General features: G+C 66.9%; 18 protein-coding genes and 2 pseudogenes. 9 read left to right on the top strand and 11 right to left on the bottom strand.

Features of this window, described 5'->3' with window-relative positions; genetic code table 11:
- Window positions 1-5: 5 nt before the first annotated feature.
- Complete coding sequence (locus tag GNX96_RS04550) at window positions 6-428, bottom strand: VOC family protein (protein ID WP_163567141.1); 423 nt, start codon at window positions 426-428, stop codon at window positions 6-8.
- Between the two features lie 47 nt (window positions 429-475).
- Between GNX96_RS04550 and GNX96_RS04545 the strand changes: the two genes are divergently transcribed.
- On the top strand, window positions 476-1,183 hold the full coding sequence (locus tag GNX96_RS04545; protein WP_163567140.1) for a GntR family transcriptional regulator: 708 nt from the start codon (window positions 476-478) through the stop codon (window positions 1,181-1,183).
- Between the two features lie 64 nt (window positions 1,184-1,247).
- Window positions 1,248-2,947 (top strand): annotated as a pseudogene (locus GNX96_RS04540) (IS1634 family transposase).
- A gap of 90 nt (window positions 2,948-3,037) precedes the next feature.
- On the opposite strand, the pseudogene GNX96_RS04535 reads toward GNX96_RS04540, so the two are convergent.
- The 5 genes and pseudogenes from GNX96_RS04535 to GNX96_RS48760 all read right to left on the bottom strand — a co-directional run bounded on the left by GNX96_RS04535 (window position 3,038) and on the right by GNX96_RS48760 (window position 6,973).
- Window positions 3,038-3,861, bottom strand: a pseudogene (locus GNX96_RS04535) (LLM class F420-dependent oxidoreductase).
- Window positions 3,862-3,899: 38 nt separating this feature from the next.
- Complete coding sequence (locus GNX96_RS04530; RefSeq protein ID WP_279579342.1) at window positions 3,900-4,853, bottom strand: COX15/CtaA family protein; 954 nt, start codon at window positions 4,851-4,853, stop codon at window positions 3,900-3,902.
- 55 nt (window positions 4,854-4,908) lie between these two features.
- Window positions 4,909-5,625, bottom strand: coding sequence for a PP2C family protein-serine/threonine phosphatase (locus GNX96_RS04525; RefSeq protein WP_279579341.1), 717 nt, complete (start codon window positions 5,623-5,625; stop codon window positions 4,909-4,911).
- Window positions 5,626-5,948: 323 nt separating this feature from the next.
- Window positions 5,949-6,602: a WYL domain-containing protein gene (locus GNX96_RS48765; RefSeq protein ID WP_279579340.1), complete on the bottom strand. Its 654-nt coding sequence runs from the start codon at window positions 6,600-6,602 to the stop codon at window positions 5,949-5,951.
- Window positions 6,545-6,973 carry a helix-turn-helix transcriptional regulator gene (locus GNX96_RS48760; protein ID WP_279579339.1) on the bottom strand — a complete coding sequence of 143 codons (429 nt, stop codon included), beginning with the start codon at window positions 6,971-6,973 and terminating at the stop codon, window positions 6,545-6,547. Before GNX96_RS48760 ends, GNX96_RS48765 begins: the two co-directional genes overlap by 58 nt.
- A 95-nt stretch (window positions 6,974-7,068) precedes the next feature.
- On the opposite strand from GNX96_RS48760, the gene GNX96_RS04515 reads away from it, so the two are divergent.
- Together GNX96_RS04515 and GNX96_RS04510 are read left to right on the top strand one after the other, a co-directional pair.
- Window positions 7,069-7,638 carry a TIGR03086 family metal-binding protein gene (locus GNX96_RS04515; protein ID WP_163567138.1) on the top strand — a complete coding sequence of 190 codons (570 nt, stop codon included), beginning with the start codon at window positions 7,069-7,071 and terminating at the stop codon, window positions 7,636-7,638.
- Window positions 7,639-7,818: 180 nt separating this feature from the next.
- A complete protein-coding gene (locus tag GNX96_RS04510; protein WP_163567137.1) occupies window positions 7,819-8,127 on the top strand; it encodes a hypothetical protein in 309 nt (102 codons plus the stop codon).
- A 79-nt stretch (window positions 8,128-8,206) separates the two neighbouring features.
- Here the strand turns inward: GNX96_RS04510 and GNX96_RS48755 are convergent, their stop codons facing one another.
- From GNX96_RS48755 to GNX96_RS48745, 3 genes are read right to left on the bottom strand one after another with little or no spacing between them, the layout of a single operon-like run.
- Window positions 8,207-9,055: an amidohydrolase family protein gene (locus GNX96_RS48755; protein ID WP_279579338.1), complete on the bottom strand. Its 849-nt coding sequence runs from the start codon at window positions 9,053-9,055 to the stop codon at window positions 8,207-8,209.
- A gap of 47 nt (window positions 9,056-9,102) precedes the next feature.
- Window positions 9,103-9,585, bottom strand: a complete 483-nt coding sequence (locus GNX96_RS48750) for a hypothetical protein (RefSeq protein WP_279579337.1) — start codon at window positions 9,583-9,585, stop codon at window positions 9,103-9,105.
- Window positions 9,582-9,836, bottom strand: a complete 255-nt coding sequence (locus tag GNX96_RS48745) for a hypothetical protein (protein ID WP_279579336.1) — start codon at window positions 9,834-9,836, stop codon at window positions 9,582-9,584. The genes GNX96_RS48750 and GNX96_RS48745 overlap by 4 nt, the downstream gene beginning before the upstream one ends.
- Window positions 9,837-10,121: 285 nt before the next feature.
- Between GNX96_RS48745 and GNX96_RS04500 the strand changes: the two genes are divergently transcribed.
- From GNX96_RS04500 to GNX96_RS04490, 3 genes are all read left to right on the top strand, one after another.
- Window positions 10,122-10,820 carry a hypothetical protein gene (locus tag GNX96_RS04500; RefSeq protein WP_163567136.1) on the top strand — a complete coding sequence of 233 codons (699 nt, stop codon included), beginning with the start codon at window positions 10,122-10,124 and terminating at the stop codon, window positions 10,818-10,820.
- 30 nt (window positions 10,821-10,850) lie between these two features.
- Window positions 10,851-11,603 carry a LolA-like protein gene (locus GNX96_RS04495; RefSeq protein ID WP_163567135.1) on the top strand — a complete coding sequence of 251 codons (753 nt, stop codon included), beginning with the start codon at window positions 10,851-10,853 and terminating at the stop codon, window positions 11,601-11,603.
- Window positions 11,604-11,996: 393 nt separating this feature from the next.
- Window positions 11,997-12,698: an alkaline phosphatase family protein gene (locus GNX96_RS04490; protein ID WP_279579335.1), complete on the top strand. Its 702-nt coding sequence runs from the start codon at window positions 11,997-11,999 to the stop codon at window positions 12,696-12,698.
- On the opposite strand, the gene GNX96_RS04485 is transcribed toward GNX96_RS04490, so the two are convergent.
- Both GNX96_RS04485 and GNX96_RS04480 read right to left on the bottom strand, forming a co-directional pair.
- Window positions 12,688-13,695, bottom strand: coding sequence for a TolB-like translocation protein (locus GNX96_RS04485; RefSeq protein ID WP_279579334.1), 1,008 nt, complete (start codon window positions 13,693-13,695; stop codon window positions 12,688-12,690). The genes GNX96_RS04490 and GNX96_RS04485 overlap by 11 nt on opposite strands.
- Window positions 13,692-14,927, bottom strand: coding sequence for an MFS transporter (locus GNX96_RS04480; RefSeq protein ID WP_279579333.1), 1,236 nt, complete (start codon window positions 14,925-14,927; stop codon window positions 13,692-13,694). Before GNX96_RS04480 ends, GNX96_RS04485 begins: the two co-directional genes overlap by 4 nt.
- Before the next feature lie 141 nt (window positions 14,928-15,068).
- Here GNX96_RS04480 and GNX96_RS04475 point away from each other — a divergent pair, with 141 nt between their 5' ends.
- Both GNX96_RS04475 and GNX96_RS04470 read left to right on the top strand, forming a co-directional pair.
- The gene (locus GNX96_RS04475) at window positions 15,069-15,620 is read left to right on the top strand and encodes a TrmB family transcriptional regulator (protein ID WP_163567133.1); all 552 of its coding nucleotides are present in this window, start codon (window positions 15,069-15,071) and stop codon (window positions 15,618-15,620) included.
- On the top strand, window positions 15,583-15,984 hold the full coding sequence (locus GNX96_RS04470) for a helix-turn-helix transcriptional regulator (RefSeq protein ID WP_163567132.1): 402 nt from the start codon (window positions 15,583-15,585) through the stop codon (window positions 15,982-15,984). Before GNX96_RS04475 ends, GNX96_RS04470 begins: the two co-directional genes overlap by 38 nt.
- The last annotated feature ends 233 nt before the right edge of the window (window positions 15,985-16,217 follow it).

Genomic DNA, 16,217 nt, shown 5'->3' with positions numbered 1-16,217 from the left:
TTTTTTCAAACAGCGAAAACTTGGGCGTCATCGGCGAATGCCTTGAATTCCATCGCGTTTGCGGCCGGGTCGGTGAGGAACATCGTCCACTGTTCGCCCGGCTGGCCCTGGAATCGCAGATATGGCTCGATGACGAAGGCGGTGCCGGCGGCCCGGAGCCGGTCGGCCAATACGTGGAATTCCTCGACAGTCAGCAACAGCCCGAAATGCGGCACCGGTACGTCGTGGCCGTCCACCGGGTTGTGCGCGGCCCGCGCCTCATGTCCGGGCGCGAGGTGCGTGACGAACTGGTGGCCGCGCAGGTTCCAGTCGATCCACCGGTCCGAGCTGCGGCCCTGTTCGCAGCCGAGAACCTCGCCGTAGAAGTGCCGGGCCGCGGCGAGGTCGTCGACTGGCACGGCCAGATGGAAGCGGGGGAGTGGGGACACGGGCGCGCCTTCCGTTGAGGGAGTTGTCGTAATGTTAACATTAAGACATGAGCGATCAACTGGCTCCGGCCCGGCGGCGCGGCATGGCCGACGAGGTGGCGGACCGCATCCGCGACGCGATTTTCGGCGGTCTCTATGCGCCCGGCACACCTTTGCGGGAAGTGGAGTTGGCCGGCGCTCTGCGGGTCAGCCGGGGGCCCGTACGGGAGGCGCTGTTGCGGCTGGAACGCGAAGGACTGGTACGCAACGAGTGGCACCGCGGTGCGACCGTCACGTCACTGTCCACAGTGGACGCTGACGAACTCGACAGCTTGCGCGGCGCACTGGAGGATCTGGCCGTACGACGACTGATGGACCACGCGTTCGAAGCCGACCTCGTGGCGATCGAGGAAACGGTGGCCGCGATGGCCCGCGCCGAGGACAAACACGCGATGCTGGACCTTGATCTCGCCTTCCACGACGCGGTTTTCGCGGCGGCACATCACGATCGGCTGCGGGCGGCTTGGCAGGGGATCCGCTCCCAGGTGCACCTTTTTCTGCTGATGCGGGTCGGCCGGAGTGCCGCCGGCTATCTGGAACACATTCCAGCTGAGCACCGCGAGCTTGCCCAGGTCCTGCGTGCTGGCAACAGAGAGAGTGCGTTGACGCTCTTCGCCGACCACCGCCGGCACGCGTACGAAGTCTTTCTTGATGAGCCATCGACCGCGGCCGATGGCTCATCAAGCGAACCTAGCCTGAGTTTCCCTGCTAGCTGATCGTTCGGCGTGTTTTGTGTTGTGTGTGTTTGGGTTGTAGGCGTCGATGGTGTATTACCTATATATGCCGTCGATCGTAGGGAAGCGCCAGGCGGGGAAGACGTACTACTACCTGGTCGAGTCCGCGCGGGTGCAGGGCAAGCCGCGGATCGTGTCGCAGCAGTATCTGGGCAGCGCGGAGGAGGTGGTGGCCAAGCTGACCGACGCGGCGGCCGGTGAACCGGTGCGTAGCGAACACAAGGCGTTCGGGGATCTGGCCGCGGTGTGGTCGATGCTGGAGCGACTGGACGTGGTGGGGACGGTCGATGGTGTGGTGTCGCGCCGGGCGGACGCGCTGGCCTCGGTGGGCACGTATATCGCGTTGGCGACGGCGAACCGGATCGTGGCGCCGTGCTCAAAGCTGGCGTTCGCCGATTGGTGGGCCTCCACGCCGGCGCGCGGTGGCTGCGGCTACCGCGCGGCGCGACCGACCATCGCCGGTTCTGGAACGCGATGGATCGGTTGTCGGTAGCCGACCTGCGAGCGATCGAAACCAAGTTAGGGCGGCGGATCGTCACCGAGTTCGGGCTGGACCTGACCGGTTTGGTGCTGGACATGACCAACTTCGCCACCTTCATCGACTCCGGCAACGAGAAGGCGCCGATCGCGCAGCGGGGCAGGGCGAAGCAGAAGCGGGTGGACCTGCGGCTGGTTGGGCTGGGCCTGGTGGTCACCCGCGACGGCGGGGGTTCCGGTGCTGTCCCATACCTATCCGGGAGACCGGCCGGATGTCACCCAGTTCAGCGCGATGATCGACGAACTGGTCGCCCGGTACCGGCAGCTGACTACCTCCGTGGAGTCGCTGACGATCGTCTACGACGCCGGGCAGAATTCCGCCGACAACCACGAACTGGTGGAGGATACCGGGATCGGGTTCATCGGCTCCTGCCACCGAGCGACCATCCGGCGTTGCTGGCGATACCGAAATCCCGGTACCGGCCGGTCGACGCCGACGGTGACGCCGGCCGCTATCGCGGCCTGACCCATGTCGACACCACCGTCACCGCGCTGGGCGTGACACGCCGCGCCGTGCTCACGCATTCGACGACGCTGCACGCCAAACAGGTTCGTGGCCTGGACCAGACGCTCGCCACCGTGACTGGCAAGCTCACCGCTTTGCAGGGCCGCCTGGCGCGCGGGCGCACCCGCAAATCCCGTGCCGCAGTCCAGACCGAGATCGCCACGATCTGCCGACACCGCTGGGTCAGCGACATCATCACCACCACGCTGACCGGCGACAAACCGGCTGAGCTGCGGCTGACCTGGCGCACCGACCGGCGTGCCCGCACCCGCCTGGAGAACCGGATCTTCGGCAAACGGATCCTGTTCACCGGCCACGACGACTGGCCCGTCACCGACATTGTCGCCGGCTACCGCTCCCAATCCGACGTAGAAGCCGGATTCCGTCAACTCAAAGACACTCACGTGGTCTCCTTCAGCCCCATGCACCACTGGACCGACCAGAAAATCCGCGTCCACGTGTTCTACTGCGTCCTGGCCCTAACCATCGCCCACCTCATGCGCCGCGAAGCCGAACACGCCGATATACACATGTCCGTCCGCGAACTGCTAAACGAACTATCAGGAATCCAGGAAACCGTCCTGCTCTACCACGACGGCAACAAAGGACGCCCTCGCGCCAAACGCATGCTCACAGACATGACCTGGACCCAACAAAAACTCGCCGACCTGTTCAACATCCACCACTACGCACCCACCCGCTGACACGACTTAGGTAATACACCCAGCCACCATCCAGAACCCACCTGACCAGGCAAAACACCACCCAAGATCAAACTAGCGAGGAAACTCAGGCTAGCGGGTAATGCGGGCCGCGAAGGTGTCGAGGGTCTGCAGGGATTCGGACCGTGGCTGGGTCGGGAGGAAGAACAGGACTCGCTCGACGCCGGCGGCCTCGTACGCGTCGAGGTCGACGCCGAGATCGCTCACCCCGAAAAGCGTCACCGGGATGTGCCGGCCGGCCCGGTCGCGCAGGCTCTTGATGGTTTCCGCCAGGTCGGTCGGCTGCCGGCTGGCGCTCGGCATCCAGCCGTCGCCGAGCTCGACGACCCGGCGCTGTGCGGCCTCCCCTTCGCCGCCGATATAGATCGGCAGGGTCGGCTGCACCGGCTTCGGCCAGGCGTAGATCGGGTCGAAGTTCACGTGCTTTCCGTGGAACTCGGCCTGTTCCTTGGTCCAGATCTCCCGGATCGCTCGCAGCTGCTCATCCAGCAGTGCGCCGCGGGTCCGCGGATCGGTGCCGTGGTTACGCATCTCCTCGCGCTTCCAGCCGGCGCCCACACCGAGCACCGCGCGGCCGTTGGACACCAGGTCCAGGCTCGCGGCCTCCTTCGCGGTGTGGATCGTGTCCCGCTGGATGACCACAGCGCGATGCCGGTGCCCAGCAGCAGTTTCTCGGTCACCGAAGCGATCGCGGACAGTGCGACGAACGGGTCCAGCGTCCGGTAGTAGATCCGCGGCAGTTCGGTACCGCCCGGATAGGGCGTTTCCTCGCGTACCGGAATGTGGCTGTGCTCGGCGATGAAGAGCGAGTCGAACCCGCGCTCCTCGGCGGCCCGGCCGAGGTCGGCGGGCCGGATGCCCTCGTCGGTGATGAAAGTGGAGAGTCCGATTTTCATGTCTGTCGCAACGGGGTTGGTGCCCGGTTTGTTCCGCGTCAGACCCGATCCGCGGCCAGCTCGACCGGCACCTCGGTCTCCACCGCGGGTGGTACGTCCAGGCCGCGCCGACGCAGTGCGAACAGTGGTCGCAGGGCGCTGATCCAGAGCACGATCGCGCCGGTCACGTGCACCGCGACCAGCACGATCGGCAGGTGCGTGAAGTATTGCGTATAGCCGATCGCGATCTGGGCCAACTCCACGATGAACAGGACGGCGATCGCCTTGGTGGCCGCCTTTGGTGCCTTTCCCGCGGCGAAGGCGACCAGCGCTGCGATGGTGAGCCCCACCAGCAAGATCGCTGAGTCGGCGTGCACCATGCTGACGATCGCCGGGTCGAGGCCGGTGCGTACGGCGGTCGCGTCGCCGGCATGCGGGCCCGACCCGGTCACCACGGTGCCGATGACCACGGTCAGCCCGGCGGACAGGATGAGCAGCCACGCCAGAATCCGGAACGGCTGCGCGCCGAGCCACTGGATGGGCCCGTCGCCGGCCTCGCGAGACCGCACCCAGAAGACGTACGCGACGACGACCAGGGCTGGCGACGGCAGGAAATGCGCCGCCACCACCCACGGGTTCAGGCCGCTGAGGACGGTCAACCCACCCATCACCGCGTTCAGCAGGATGCCGCCGACGAGGACGACGCTCAGCGCGATCAGCGGCTTGCGGCGGGGCCGTGCCAGCCAGGCGAGGCCGAAGGCGATCAGCGGGATGGCGACATCGACGACATCGGCGAAGACCAGCATCCGGTTGGTGAACTCGATGATGCCGTGGATCCCGTATTCCGCCGTCGGCACGTACGACCCGTCGCCGCATTTGGGCCAGGTCGGGCAGCCAAGCCCCGAGCCCGTCAGTCGTACTGTCGCGCCGGTGACCACGATGAAGGCGTTGCTGACCAGCGCAGCGAGGGCGACCCAGATCAATGGCCGGCGCAGCCGGTGGGAATCACTCACCGGCTCAGTCTAGGTGCGCCCTTTTTTGTTGCTCCGGCCTGTCGCGGGGAACCTGCTAACGGCGGCGACGCCCATGCCGGCGGCCGAAAACCCGGGCGAAGAAACCGCGGCGTACGGGCGGCTCAGGCTCCGGTGCCAGGGCCGGCATCACTCCCGGCGCATCGATCGACAGCACTGCCGGCGCATCGACCGGCGCACCGGTGGCGGCGACCTCGGCGTCGACGATCGGCAGCTTGACGGTCGGCGGCATCTCCGGCTCCGGCTCGGGTTCCTCGGCGATCACGTCGCCGATGACCGCGGTGACGTTGTCCGGCGCGCCGCGTTCCAGGGCCAGCTCGATCAGCTCGTTGGCGCACTCGGTCGGGTCGGCGACCTCGCCGAGGGTCGCCACGATGATGTCCCGATGGACCACCCCGGTCAGCCCGTCGCTGCAGACCAGGTAGCGGTCGCCCAGCTCGACGAACTCCTTGCGCAGGGACAGGTCGACCGGGTCGGTCTGCAGGACCTTGGTGACGAGGTTGCGCTGCGGATGCGACTCGGCGTCCTCGGGCCGGAGCGAGCCGCGGTCGATCAGGAGCTGCACGTACGAGTCGTCCTTGCTCAGCTGCACCATCTCGCCGCCGCGCAGCCGGTACGCCCGGGAGTCGCCAGCGTGCGCCATCACGATCTGGTCGCCGGTGAGCAGGAAGGCGCTGAGCGTCGTACCCATCCCGGCGAGTTCCGGCTTGGCTTCGGTAGCCGCCCGGATCCGCCGCGGCATCGTCTCCCGCACTGATGAAGGCGGCGGCAGCGGCGTCCGGGGAGTCCGCTGCTTGCTCCGTGTCTACCGCGGACATCGCGGCGATGGCGGCCGCGCTGGCGACCTCACCGCCGGCCGCTCCGCCGACGCCATCGGCGACGACGATCAGCCTCTCACCCGCGAAATACGAGTCCTGGTTGTTCTCCCGGACCCGGCCGGGGTGGGTGGCGGCACCGGTACGCAGCCGCTGGGCAGTCTTGATCACGGTCCTATCGTGGCGGTTCTCGTCAACGATGTCTCTAGCGACTTGTGCACAGGGTTACTTTCATGCCGGATTCTCCCGATGATCGCCCTGCTCACCGCCCCGGCCGAGCACGCTGCGTGGCCCCAGCGGCACGATCGCGTTGCCCGATCGGGCCTTGGTAAGTGGCCAGAACGGCGGCCGCGGTGGCGACCAGGTCGTCCTGGAGCTCCACCGGCGACACCACCCGCACCTCCGTGCCGAGTCCGAGCAGCACACCGCGAGCCGGCAGCAGACCACGAAAGCGAGCCCGGACCTCACACCAGCCGTCGGCGTCCGGCGGATCGTGTTCGGGTGGTTCGACCATCTGCCGGCGGGTCGCACCGAGCATCAGCGCGAGCCGCTCCGCTCGTACCCGAACGACGACGTCGATGCCCTTGCCGGAAGACTCGAAGGTGGTGCGCAGCCGATGCCACAGCTCTTCGAGGTCCAGATCCGCTGGCCGGGTGGACGGCTCGTCCAGCGCGGTGGCCTCTTGTACGCGCGACACCCGGAACATCCGCGGCTCGTCGTTGTGTGCCGCGATCAAGTACCAGATGCCGGACTTGTGGACGAGTCCGTACGGGTCGAGGAGGTGGTCGGCGGCCGGGCCGCCGCGGCCGGGCTGGTAGCGGATCCGGATCCGCCGGTCCTGCCAGACCGCGTCCTCGATCACCGGCAGCGTTGGTAGCTCGTCGAGCTCGGCGCCCCAGCGGCGGCTGTCGACCACACCCGCTGCATCGCGTGATCTACCTCGGGTTGCTGGCCGACCGGCAGCGCGGCCATCAGCTTGCGCAGGGCTGAGCGCAACGCCGGCTCCATCCCCGGCGTCGAGGTGTCGCCGCGGCCGGTGAAGACGAAAAGCGCGCGGGCCTCGTCCGTACTCAGGCCGGTCATGTCGGTGCGATAGCCGGGGAGCAGGGCGCAGCCGCCGTTGCGGCCGCGCTCGGTGTAGACCGGGACGCCGGCGGCGGACAGCGCCTCCAGGTCTCGGTAGATGGTGCGCTGCGACACCTCCAGCCGGCCGGCCAGGTCGGCCGCGGACAGCTGACCGTACGTCTGCAGCAACATCAGGATGGACAACAGCCGGTCTGACTTCACAGCTGGAAATTCTGCCAGCAATATATGACAGCCGATGTCAGATTATCGCTGCCATGCTGCTCCCCGTACCGCCAACCAGCTACGAAGGAGAAGTAATGAGCGACCCGCGGATCTTGTTCGGCCAGGCGCTGGACCAGGCCGAGAAGGTCATCGCCGAGGCGACCGAAGAGAAGATGAGCCTGCCGACGCCGTGCGAAGAGTTCGACGTACGGAAGTTGAGCGGGCACATGATCGGCGTCGTGCGGCGCGTCATCCACACCGGTAAGGGAGGCAAGGCCGCGGACGTCTCATCGCTCGTACCCGATCTGCCGGCCGCTGAGCTCATCCCGCTGTTCCACGAGGCGCGGGCCACCGTCGAGCAGGTGTGGTCGGACGACGCGTTGTTGGACAAGGTGCTGTCGCTGCCGTTCGGCGAGTTCCCTGGCCGGGCCGCGATGCTCGCGTACGCGCAGGAGATGACTGTGCACTCGTGGGACCTCGCGAAGGCACTCGGTCGGCTGGACCTGCTCGACGACTCGCTCGCCGAAGCGGTGCTGCCGATCGCCCGGCAATTCGTGCCCGCGGACGCTCGTGGCGGCCCGATCCCGTTCGGTCCGGTGGTCGAGGTCGAGCCGGACGCCGGACCGTACGCGCAGCTAGCGGGGCATCTCGGCCGGCGGCCCTGAAACCGGAGCGGAGCGGACACGCCGTACGGGAAAAATGATGCCATTTCGTTATATCTGCTGAGCGTGGCCCCCGCCTACTGGGGCGGATGTGGCGTGTGGCATCTTTTGACAGTCAATGTCCGGATTGCTAGCTTTCACGGGTCGTGTCCGATTAACGGACTCACGGAAAGGACCCGTTCCATGCGTATCTTGCGTGCACGCACCGCTCTCGCACTGGCACTCCTGCTATCTGTGTTGCTCATCGGAGCAACCGCAGCGCCGGCTACGGCCGCCACCGTCCACAGTGCCGCGGTGGCTCAGGTTGCCGTCGCCACGACGTCCGTCCACCTCGACGGCCCCGCCGGCCTTCCGGTGCCGGCCCTTCCGGTGCCCGGCCTGCCGGACATCGGCAGCCTGGTCGGCACCGTGCTGGGCGTGGTCATGGGTCTGCTCAAGACCATCACCTCCCTCCTCCCGGGTGGCCTCCCACTCCCAGCACTCCCCAAGTAAGCCTCTAGTCCCGCTCCACTCTTGCGGCGCGCAAGTCGGTACGACCGCGGCGCGCAATGCGTCGACAACCGCGGCCTCGTCATCCACCGATGACGAGGCCGCAGTTGTTTTGGGGTTCAGGCGGGGGACAGGCGGCGGCCGCGGCGGGGGGGCCGACGTAGGTGCCGTCGACGACGACCGGGTGGCCCGCCTGCATGACCCACGGGATGCCCAGTGGCTGGTGTACGGGGTCGCGGTAGTCGCAGATGTCGGCGACGGTGTCCGGGTCGAAAGCCACCAGGTCGGCGATCGTGCCGGCGGCGACTCGGCCGCGGTCCGGGATGCGGAAGGTGTCCGCCGGCAGCGAGGTCATCCGACGGACCGCCTCGGGCAGGGTCAGCAGCGCCCGCTCGCGGCGATAGCGGCCCAGCACCCGCGGGAAAGTGCCGTAGAGGCGCGGGTGCGGCTTACCGCCGGCGCCGGGCGGCAGGCCGTCGCTGCCGATCATGGTGTGCTCGTACGACAACGCCGTCTCGATGTCGGTCTCGTTCATGCTGAAGCTGACCATCGAGGCCTTGAGCTCCTCGGCGAGTAGCACGTCGATCAGCGCGTCCACCGGCTCGACCTGCCGGTCGGCGGCGATCTCCGCGAGCGTACGACCCTCGTCGCGGTGGCTGCCGGTGGTGGCGACCAGGATGCCGTCCCAGCCGGCGCCACGGATCGTACTTTCCCAGCCGGGCAGACCTTCGGCGATGAGCCGGGCCAGTTCCCGGCGGCCGCCGGGTGGGTCGGCCAGCCGCTTCAGGATCGCGGCCTCGCCGTCGGCCAGGTAGCTCGGCGGCAGCACGGTCGCGAGCATCGTGGACGAGGCGTCGTACGGATAGATGTCATGGCTGACCCGCTGGCCGGCCGCCTTCGCCTGGTCGAGGGCGGTGATCGCGGCCGGCATCCGGCCCCAGTTCGGGCGGCCAGCCGATTTCAGATGCGAAATGTGCGTTACGCCCGGCGGCGGCGCGCGATTTCCAGCGCCTCGGCGATGGCCTCCAATAACCCGGCGCCCTCGTTGCGCATGTGCGTCGCGTAAAGGCCATCGCCACCCAGCACCTCGGCCAGTCGGACCAGCTCCGACGTGCCGGAATAGACCGCCGGCGGATAGATCAGGCCGCTGGACAGGCCAAAAGCGCCGGCCGCCATCGCCGACTCCAGCTCAGTACGCATGACGGCGATCGCGTCATCGTCCGCCGCCGCCGCGTCGGCCATCCCCATCGCCGCGATCCGCAGCGTGCCGTGCCCGACCAGCTGGCAGTAGTTGGTGACATACCCGTTCTGGTCAGTCGTACGGAAGAACTCGTCGAACCCGGACCACGCCCAGTCGATCGGCGGGAAGAGTCGGCCGGTGAACGCGGTGAAAGTGTCGGCGTGCCGGGAACGGCGAGGTGCCAGGCTGAAGCCGCAGTTGCCGACCACCTCGGTCGTCACGCCCTGGAAGATCTTGGTGGTGCGTCAGCTGCCAGCAGCGGCGCGTTGTCGGCATGCGAATGCGTGTCGATAAAGCCGGGCGCGAGCACCAGCCCGGAAAGGTCGACCACGGGCCCGTCGTACGAGCCGCTCACCGCGCCCGGCGCCTCGACGGCCTGGATCCGGTCGCCGGAAACCAGCACTTCGGCGGCCCGCAGCGGCGCCCCGGTGCCGTCCGCCAGCTGGGCACCAATCAGCAGCTGCTCGCTCATCGACTTCCTTTCCTGGTACGAAACGTGGTCCGTTCTTGATCTTCGCACCGGAACCCGTGAATGTGACGAAACGGCGAGGTTTTGTCTGTTTTATGAGCCGTATCGTCACATTCGCGAAGCGACCAAGACTGACTGAAAAGATGAATTCCTGGAATTCACATGACGGTCCCTTGGCTTGCGGGCTATTTTCCCTCATGCCTCGATGAGGCTTATGACGGGGAGAGGAAACGGGGATGCATCGCAAGGCAATGACGGCTGCCCTCATGCTGGGGGCTCGCGGTCGGGATGACCGCGTGCGGACCGGCGCAGCCCAAGGCGGCGGGTACGAATGCGACGCCGGCCGCACAACAGTCCACCGCGGCACCCCAAACGCCAGTTGAGCTGGTGCAGGGCTCGCTCGACAAGACGATTGCCGCGAAGACTTCGAAGATCGACGTGCTGATCACCGTCGGGGCGCCCGGGACCAAGGAGAAGACCGCGGGCAGCGGGGTCGTGGAATTCGGTACGCCGGCGTCGGATCTGACGCTGACCGCACCGAAGCGGCATGAGATCAGCGTGGGCTCGGACAGCTACGAGCAGAAGAGCGGCAGAGCCTGGAAAAAGCTGAGCCCCGACGATGTAGGTGCCGGGCAGGGCGACCAGCTGGACATGCTGCATTTCCTGCAGATTGCTTCAGACCAGGTCAAGACCACCGGGAAGACCACGATCAAGGGCATCGCGGTGACCGGTTACACCGCGTCGGTCAACCTGGACACCGCGGTGGCCGGCGCCGATCCGGCGGACAAGCCCAACATGGAGAACATCCGCAAGTCGCTCGGCAAGCCCGAGCTCCCGGTGCAGGTGTGGCTGGACGAACAGGGCCGGATCGTGCACTTCGAGATGGCGCTGCCGCTCACGTACCAGGGTGTGAAGGTCACCACCGACACCACGCTCACGCTGTACGACTTCGGTGCCCCAGCGCAGATCGCCGCACCGAAGGTGTAGGACTTTCGTTGTAGAGAAAGGAAAACGGGGATGTATCGCAAGATGACGACGGCCGCCATGGCGGCCCTGGTGGCGGTGGGGCTCACCTTCGGGGCGGGCGCCTGCTCGCTTCCCAAGACCTCCACCGCGAGCCGGCCGCAGCCCAAGGTGACCAGCGCTCCGCCGCTGTCACCGCTGCAAATGGTGCAGGCCGCGTTCACCCAGACCTCCAAGGCGAACACGTTCAAGGTCTCGTTGACGATGGTGGTCACGATCCAGGGACGAAAGATCACGCTGTCCGGTGACGGCTCCGGGCAGTGCCAGCCGCCGGCCGCTGACATCGTGTTGTCCGGTCCGACCAAGGTGCACTCGATCACCGTCGGCTCGACCGTCTACGAGCAGGTGAATGGCGGTAAGTGGACGAAGACCCAGGGCAGTGGCGGCAGCAGCCTGGGCTCGGGCAACCAGGCCGACACCCTGCGCTACCTGGAACGCGCGGGCAATGTCACTCCGCTCGGGGCGAAGACAGTCCATGGAGCCTCCGCTACCGGCTATACGGCGACTATCGACCTCAACAAGGCGATCGCCGCGGCCAAGGGCGATGAGAAGACGGCTCTGGAGGCGATGAAGAAGGGCCTGGGAAAGGACACCTTGCCGGTGCAGGTCTGGCTGGACGGCCAGGGGCGGGTCGTCGAGTTCCACCTGACGGTTCCGACCACGATTCAGGGTCACCAGCTCGACATCGACATGACGATGACGATGTTCGACTACGGCACTCCCGTACACATCGTCGCGCCGATCTAACTCTCCCGGGAGCCGACACCGGCGACCCCGTCTTGCTGGTATGCACAGTCTCCATCTGTTCTGGCGATTCCTGCCCGAAGCCGCGGACGCGATGCGCAACTCCGGCACATACGTCCGCGGTGCTTTCGGCTGATTGACCCGATGCCAGATGTCGTCATGGCGCGAATGTGCCACCGGGGTGGGCCCGAACAGGGTAGACAAATGCGGATACAGTCGCCGACCGTTCGGGAGTCCCGATGCGTGTTCGTCGCTCCTCCGCGTTCCGAGCCGCCGCGATCCTGGGAGTAGCCGTCGCGGTAGCCCTGGTTGGCGCGGCCCAAGCCATCGCCACCCCGTCGCTGCACCGGTACGACCACGTCGTGATCGTGTTGCACGAGAACAAGAACTATCCAGATGTGGCGTCCGGAACCAACGCACCTTACCTCCAGCAGTTGGCCGCCCAGGGCGCGCTTTCCAGCCAGTCGTTCGGGATCACCCATCCCGAGCCAGCCGAACTACGTCGCGCTGTTCTCCGGCACCACGCAGGGTCTTACTGGAGACGGCTGTCCGAACACGTTCAAGGGCAAGGGAAACCTGTTCCAGCAACTCGGCGCCGCGGGGATCAGCTACGGCTCGTACGCGGAGGATCTGCCCAGCACGGGCTACACCGGCTGTTCCTCCAGCAAGTACATGCGCAAGCACGCGCCCTGGGTGAATTTCGACAATGTCGACAAGACCAAGCAGTGGCCGTTCTCCTCTTTTCCCAGCGACTATTCGACACTGCCCACCGTCTCGTTCGTGATTCCGAACATGTGCGACGACATGCATGACTGCTCGATCAGCACCGGCGACACCTGGCAGAAGAAGCACCTGGACGCGTACGCGCAATGGTCCAAAACTCACAACAGCATGCTGATCACCAGCTTCGACGAGGACAATTTCACCTCTGTTAACCAGATCTACACATCGTTCGTCGGTTCGAATATCAGCGCCGGGAAGTATTCCGAGCAAATCGATCACTATCGCGTCCTGCGTACCCTCGAGGACATGTACGGGTTGCCCGCGCTCGGCAATGCGGCGAGCCGGACCGCGATCACCGACATCTTCACGGGCTGAGCGCGGCGGGCGATTCGGCGTCGGGGATCAGCAGTCCGGGTCGCCCGGTGCCGTCGGCGGGGACCGCCCACACGTCGGCGTGTCGGGCGTCTCGCCGCACCCCGTACATCACGGTGTGACTGTCCAGCCAGGCCGGTTGGTCGTCCACGCTCCGCGGCTCAGCGAGCAGTGTTTCGCGCATCGTGGCGAGATCGAGTACGGCGAATCGCCACGGTTGCGTCGGGTCGCTGGACACGCGTTTCTTGTACGCGATCCTGGTGCCATCCGGCGACAATGACGGGCACTCGACATTTTCTCGCAGCGTACGAAAAGTACGTCGGGCGAAGTCACCCTCAACCAGATAGCGCTTCCCGCCGGTGCCGGCCGTGGCGTAGAAATGGTTGTCGTCGCGGGTGAACGTGACGCCCCAGTAGTTGAGGTCCGTTGCCTCGTACGGGCGGCCATTCATGGTCAGCGTGAAGGTCTCCAAAGTGCCGGCGAGGACATCCGCGGTGGTGTCCAGAATGCCGGACCGAGTGGAGAACTGGCTGGTCCCGGTGTACGAGTCGCCGGCGACGAACGTCGTCCACGACACCATCCGGCCGCTCGCCGACACCCGGGCGCGGCTCGGGATCCCGTTCATTGGGATCGCCCGGCGGGCAGCCGCGTCCGGCCCGAGCAGGGCGATCTCGTACCCACCCGGATTTTCGGTGCTGGGCCGCAAACACACGCCGCTGCCAGCAGCGGCGTACGCCCGCGCGCAGCGGTCCGCGGTGAACGCGCGGCCCGAGCGCGGGGAGGATTCCGGAACCTCGGCCAGGTGGCCGTAGCTGGGACCGTCCACAGTGGACCGAAAGACGAGCCACTGACCGGCCGCCAGGGTCACCGCTCCCGACCCGCTTCCGGTCGCCCCAGAGCGGTCGGCGGCCCGTACGGCGTACCAACCGCCGGCGCCGGCCAGCACCACCACAGCCACGCCCACCACGGCCATTCGCGCGCGGGTGGACAGCGTTCTCATTTCGCGCTCCGCAACCACCACACGGCCAACGGCAACGCGACCAGGACTCCGGCGGCCGCGACGAAGCCGGCTCGGTCGGGGCCGAAAGCCTGCCAAGCCAAGCCGAAAATGACAGACGAGAGCAGATACGCCAACGCCTGGCAGGTTTGCAGCAACGCGAGGCCGCTCGTCCTAACGCGCTTGGGCAGGAGAGGACTGGCGGTGGCCATAAGGACGCCGTCTACGGCAGCGTAGAACGCGCCGTAGAGAGCCAGCGCGAGGATCGCCGCGGGCCAGCTGCCGCGGTGACCAGCCAGCAGCAGGTAGACGGCCAGCAGAGCGACGTGGCCGCCGACGACGACCCGCCAGCGGCCGAACCGGTCGGCGATCGCCCCCAAGGGCGTGGCCAGCAGCAGGTACGACGACACGTTCGTACCGACCGCCAGCAGCGGAAACCACAGCACCGGCAGACCCTGCCAGCGCTGGATCAGCAGATAGACGAAACCGTCGCCGACGGTGACGAGTCCGAGGAGGATGGCGGCGTACGCGAGCCGGCGGATCCGCGGGTCGCTGAGAAGTCCTAGCGCCTCCTTCAGGAGCGGCCGCTGTGCCGGCACGTCATCGTGGCTGTTGCGTACGAACAGGATCAGCAGCAGAACGCCGAGCACGGCCACGCAAAGACTCACCACGAAAATCGCGTCGTACGCCTGCGCTGTGCCGGCCAGGACTGCGAGCGCGACCAGCGGTCCGAGGAACGCACCAACGCTGTCCAGGGTCCGATGGACGCCGAACGCCCGGCCGAGCGCGGCCGGCTCGGCGGACAGCGTGATCATGGCGTCTCTGGGCGCCGTACGGACACCTTTGCCCATCCGGTCGGCGGCGATCGCCGCACCGACGCCCAGTGCGGACCCGCCGGCCGCGAGCAGGCCGATCTTCGCGACCGCCGACAGCGCATAGCCGGCGCCGGCCACCGTCTTGCGGGCCCGCCACCGGTCGGCCGTGTAGCCGCCGAGCAGTCTGGTGACCGCGGTGACGCCGGTGTAGAGGCCGTCCATAAGTCCGTACTGGGCAATCGACAGGCTCAGGCCAAAGACCAGGTACGCGGGCAGGACCGCGGTCACCATCTCCGATGACACGTCGGTGACCAGGCTGACCAGGCCGAGCGCGACGACGTTCGCGCCGATCGCACCGACGACCCCCGAGCGGGCACCGGGTCGGACCGACGACAGATACACGACGGATTCGTATCGCACGACCAGGCGCGGCGGTGGCGAGATCACGCCAATGTCACACAAGCGCCATCTCCGCCTCGAAGCACCCAAGATCCATCAAGACCGGACCATCGGTGCCAACCGACCGGCATGATGCAGCTGGGCCCGACAAGGAGGATGCCCATGTCTGACCTGACCGAGCACCTCAGCCGGCTCGGCCTCGACAGCACCGAGACGACGGTCGCGTACGCGCGGCTGCTGACCTGCGGACCTGTCGTGCCGGCCGAGCTGGCCACCGCGACCGGTCGCACCGAGCCGGCCATCCGGCTGGCGCTCGGGCGACTGGGAGAGCTTGGCCTGGTGCGGGAGCTCGCCGACGGCACCACGGTGCCGGTGCAGCCTGGCGGTGGAGTCGACCTGCTCGGTCTGGAGCGGCAGGCGGAGGTACGTGCCGCCCAGGCCGCCGCCCTCAACGCGTACGACCTCTTCCGCCGCAGCGTGTGGACGCAGCCTGCGGACAACGTGGTGGAGGTTGTCACCGGGCGGTCCAGCATCCTGGCTCGGAGTGACTTGGCCGAAAGCTCGGCCAGTCACCAGATCCGTCGCTTCGACACTCCGCCGTACCATCGGCCGAACACGATCGCGAACCCGCAGGAACTGGAAAACCTCGCCCGCGGGGTGGAATACCGGGTGGTTTATGCGCGGGTCTCGGTGGGAACGGCGAGAATATTATGAGGGAAACATCAAGCCGTCCATCGCCGCCGGCGAGCTGGCCCGAGTGCTGCCGACGGTGCCGGCGAAAATGACCATCGTCGACCGGCGGCTAGCGCTCGTTTCGTTGCCCGCGACCGAAGCCGCGGTCAACAGTGCGGTCATGGTCGTCCATCCGTCGAGTCTTCTGCTCGCACTGGAAGGGCTTTTCGACTTGGCCTGGCGGGCGTCGTTTCCGGTCCATCTCGGCGGTCGCGTCCCCTCTTCGCTGAGCCCTGGGGAGCGTCGGCTGGTGGCCCTGCTCTCCGCCGGCATGACCGACGAGAAAATCGCCGAACTGCTGGGCATCAGCCGCCGTACGCTGGTACGCCGAATGGAAAAAAACTGATGTCGCTCGCCGGCACCACCAGCCGCTTTCAGCTAGCCCTGCACGCCAGTCGACACGGATGGCTCTGAGAAGCTGCTGTTCAAGTGCGATGTTGATCTTGGTTAGTTAGCCCGTACGAAAAGGATATTCCGGACCGATGCCCGTTATGTGTAGACCAACTAACCAAGATCAACACCTAGGGCGACTCAACGTGACTGCCGGGGGGGAGTTATTCCCACTTGAAGGACACTATC

Source organism: Fodinicola feengrottensis (assembly GCF_010993775.1).
Taxonomy (GTDB): domain Bacteria; phylum Actinomycetota; class Actinomycetes; order Mycobacteriales; family HKI-0501; genus Fodinicola; species Fodinicola feengrottensis.
This window is presented reverse-complemented; position numbering and strand designations above follow the sequence as displayed.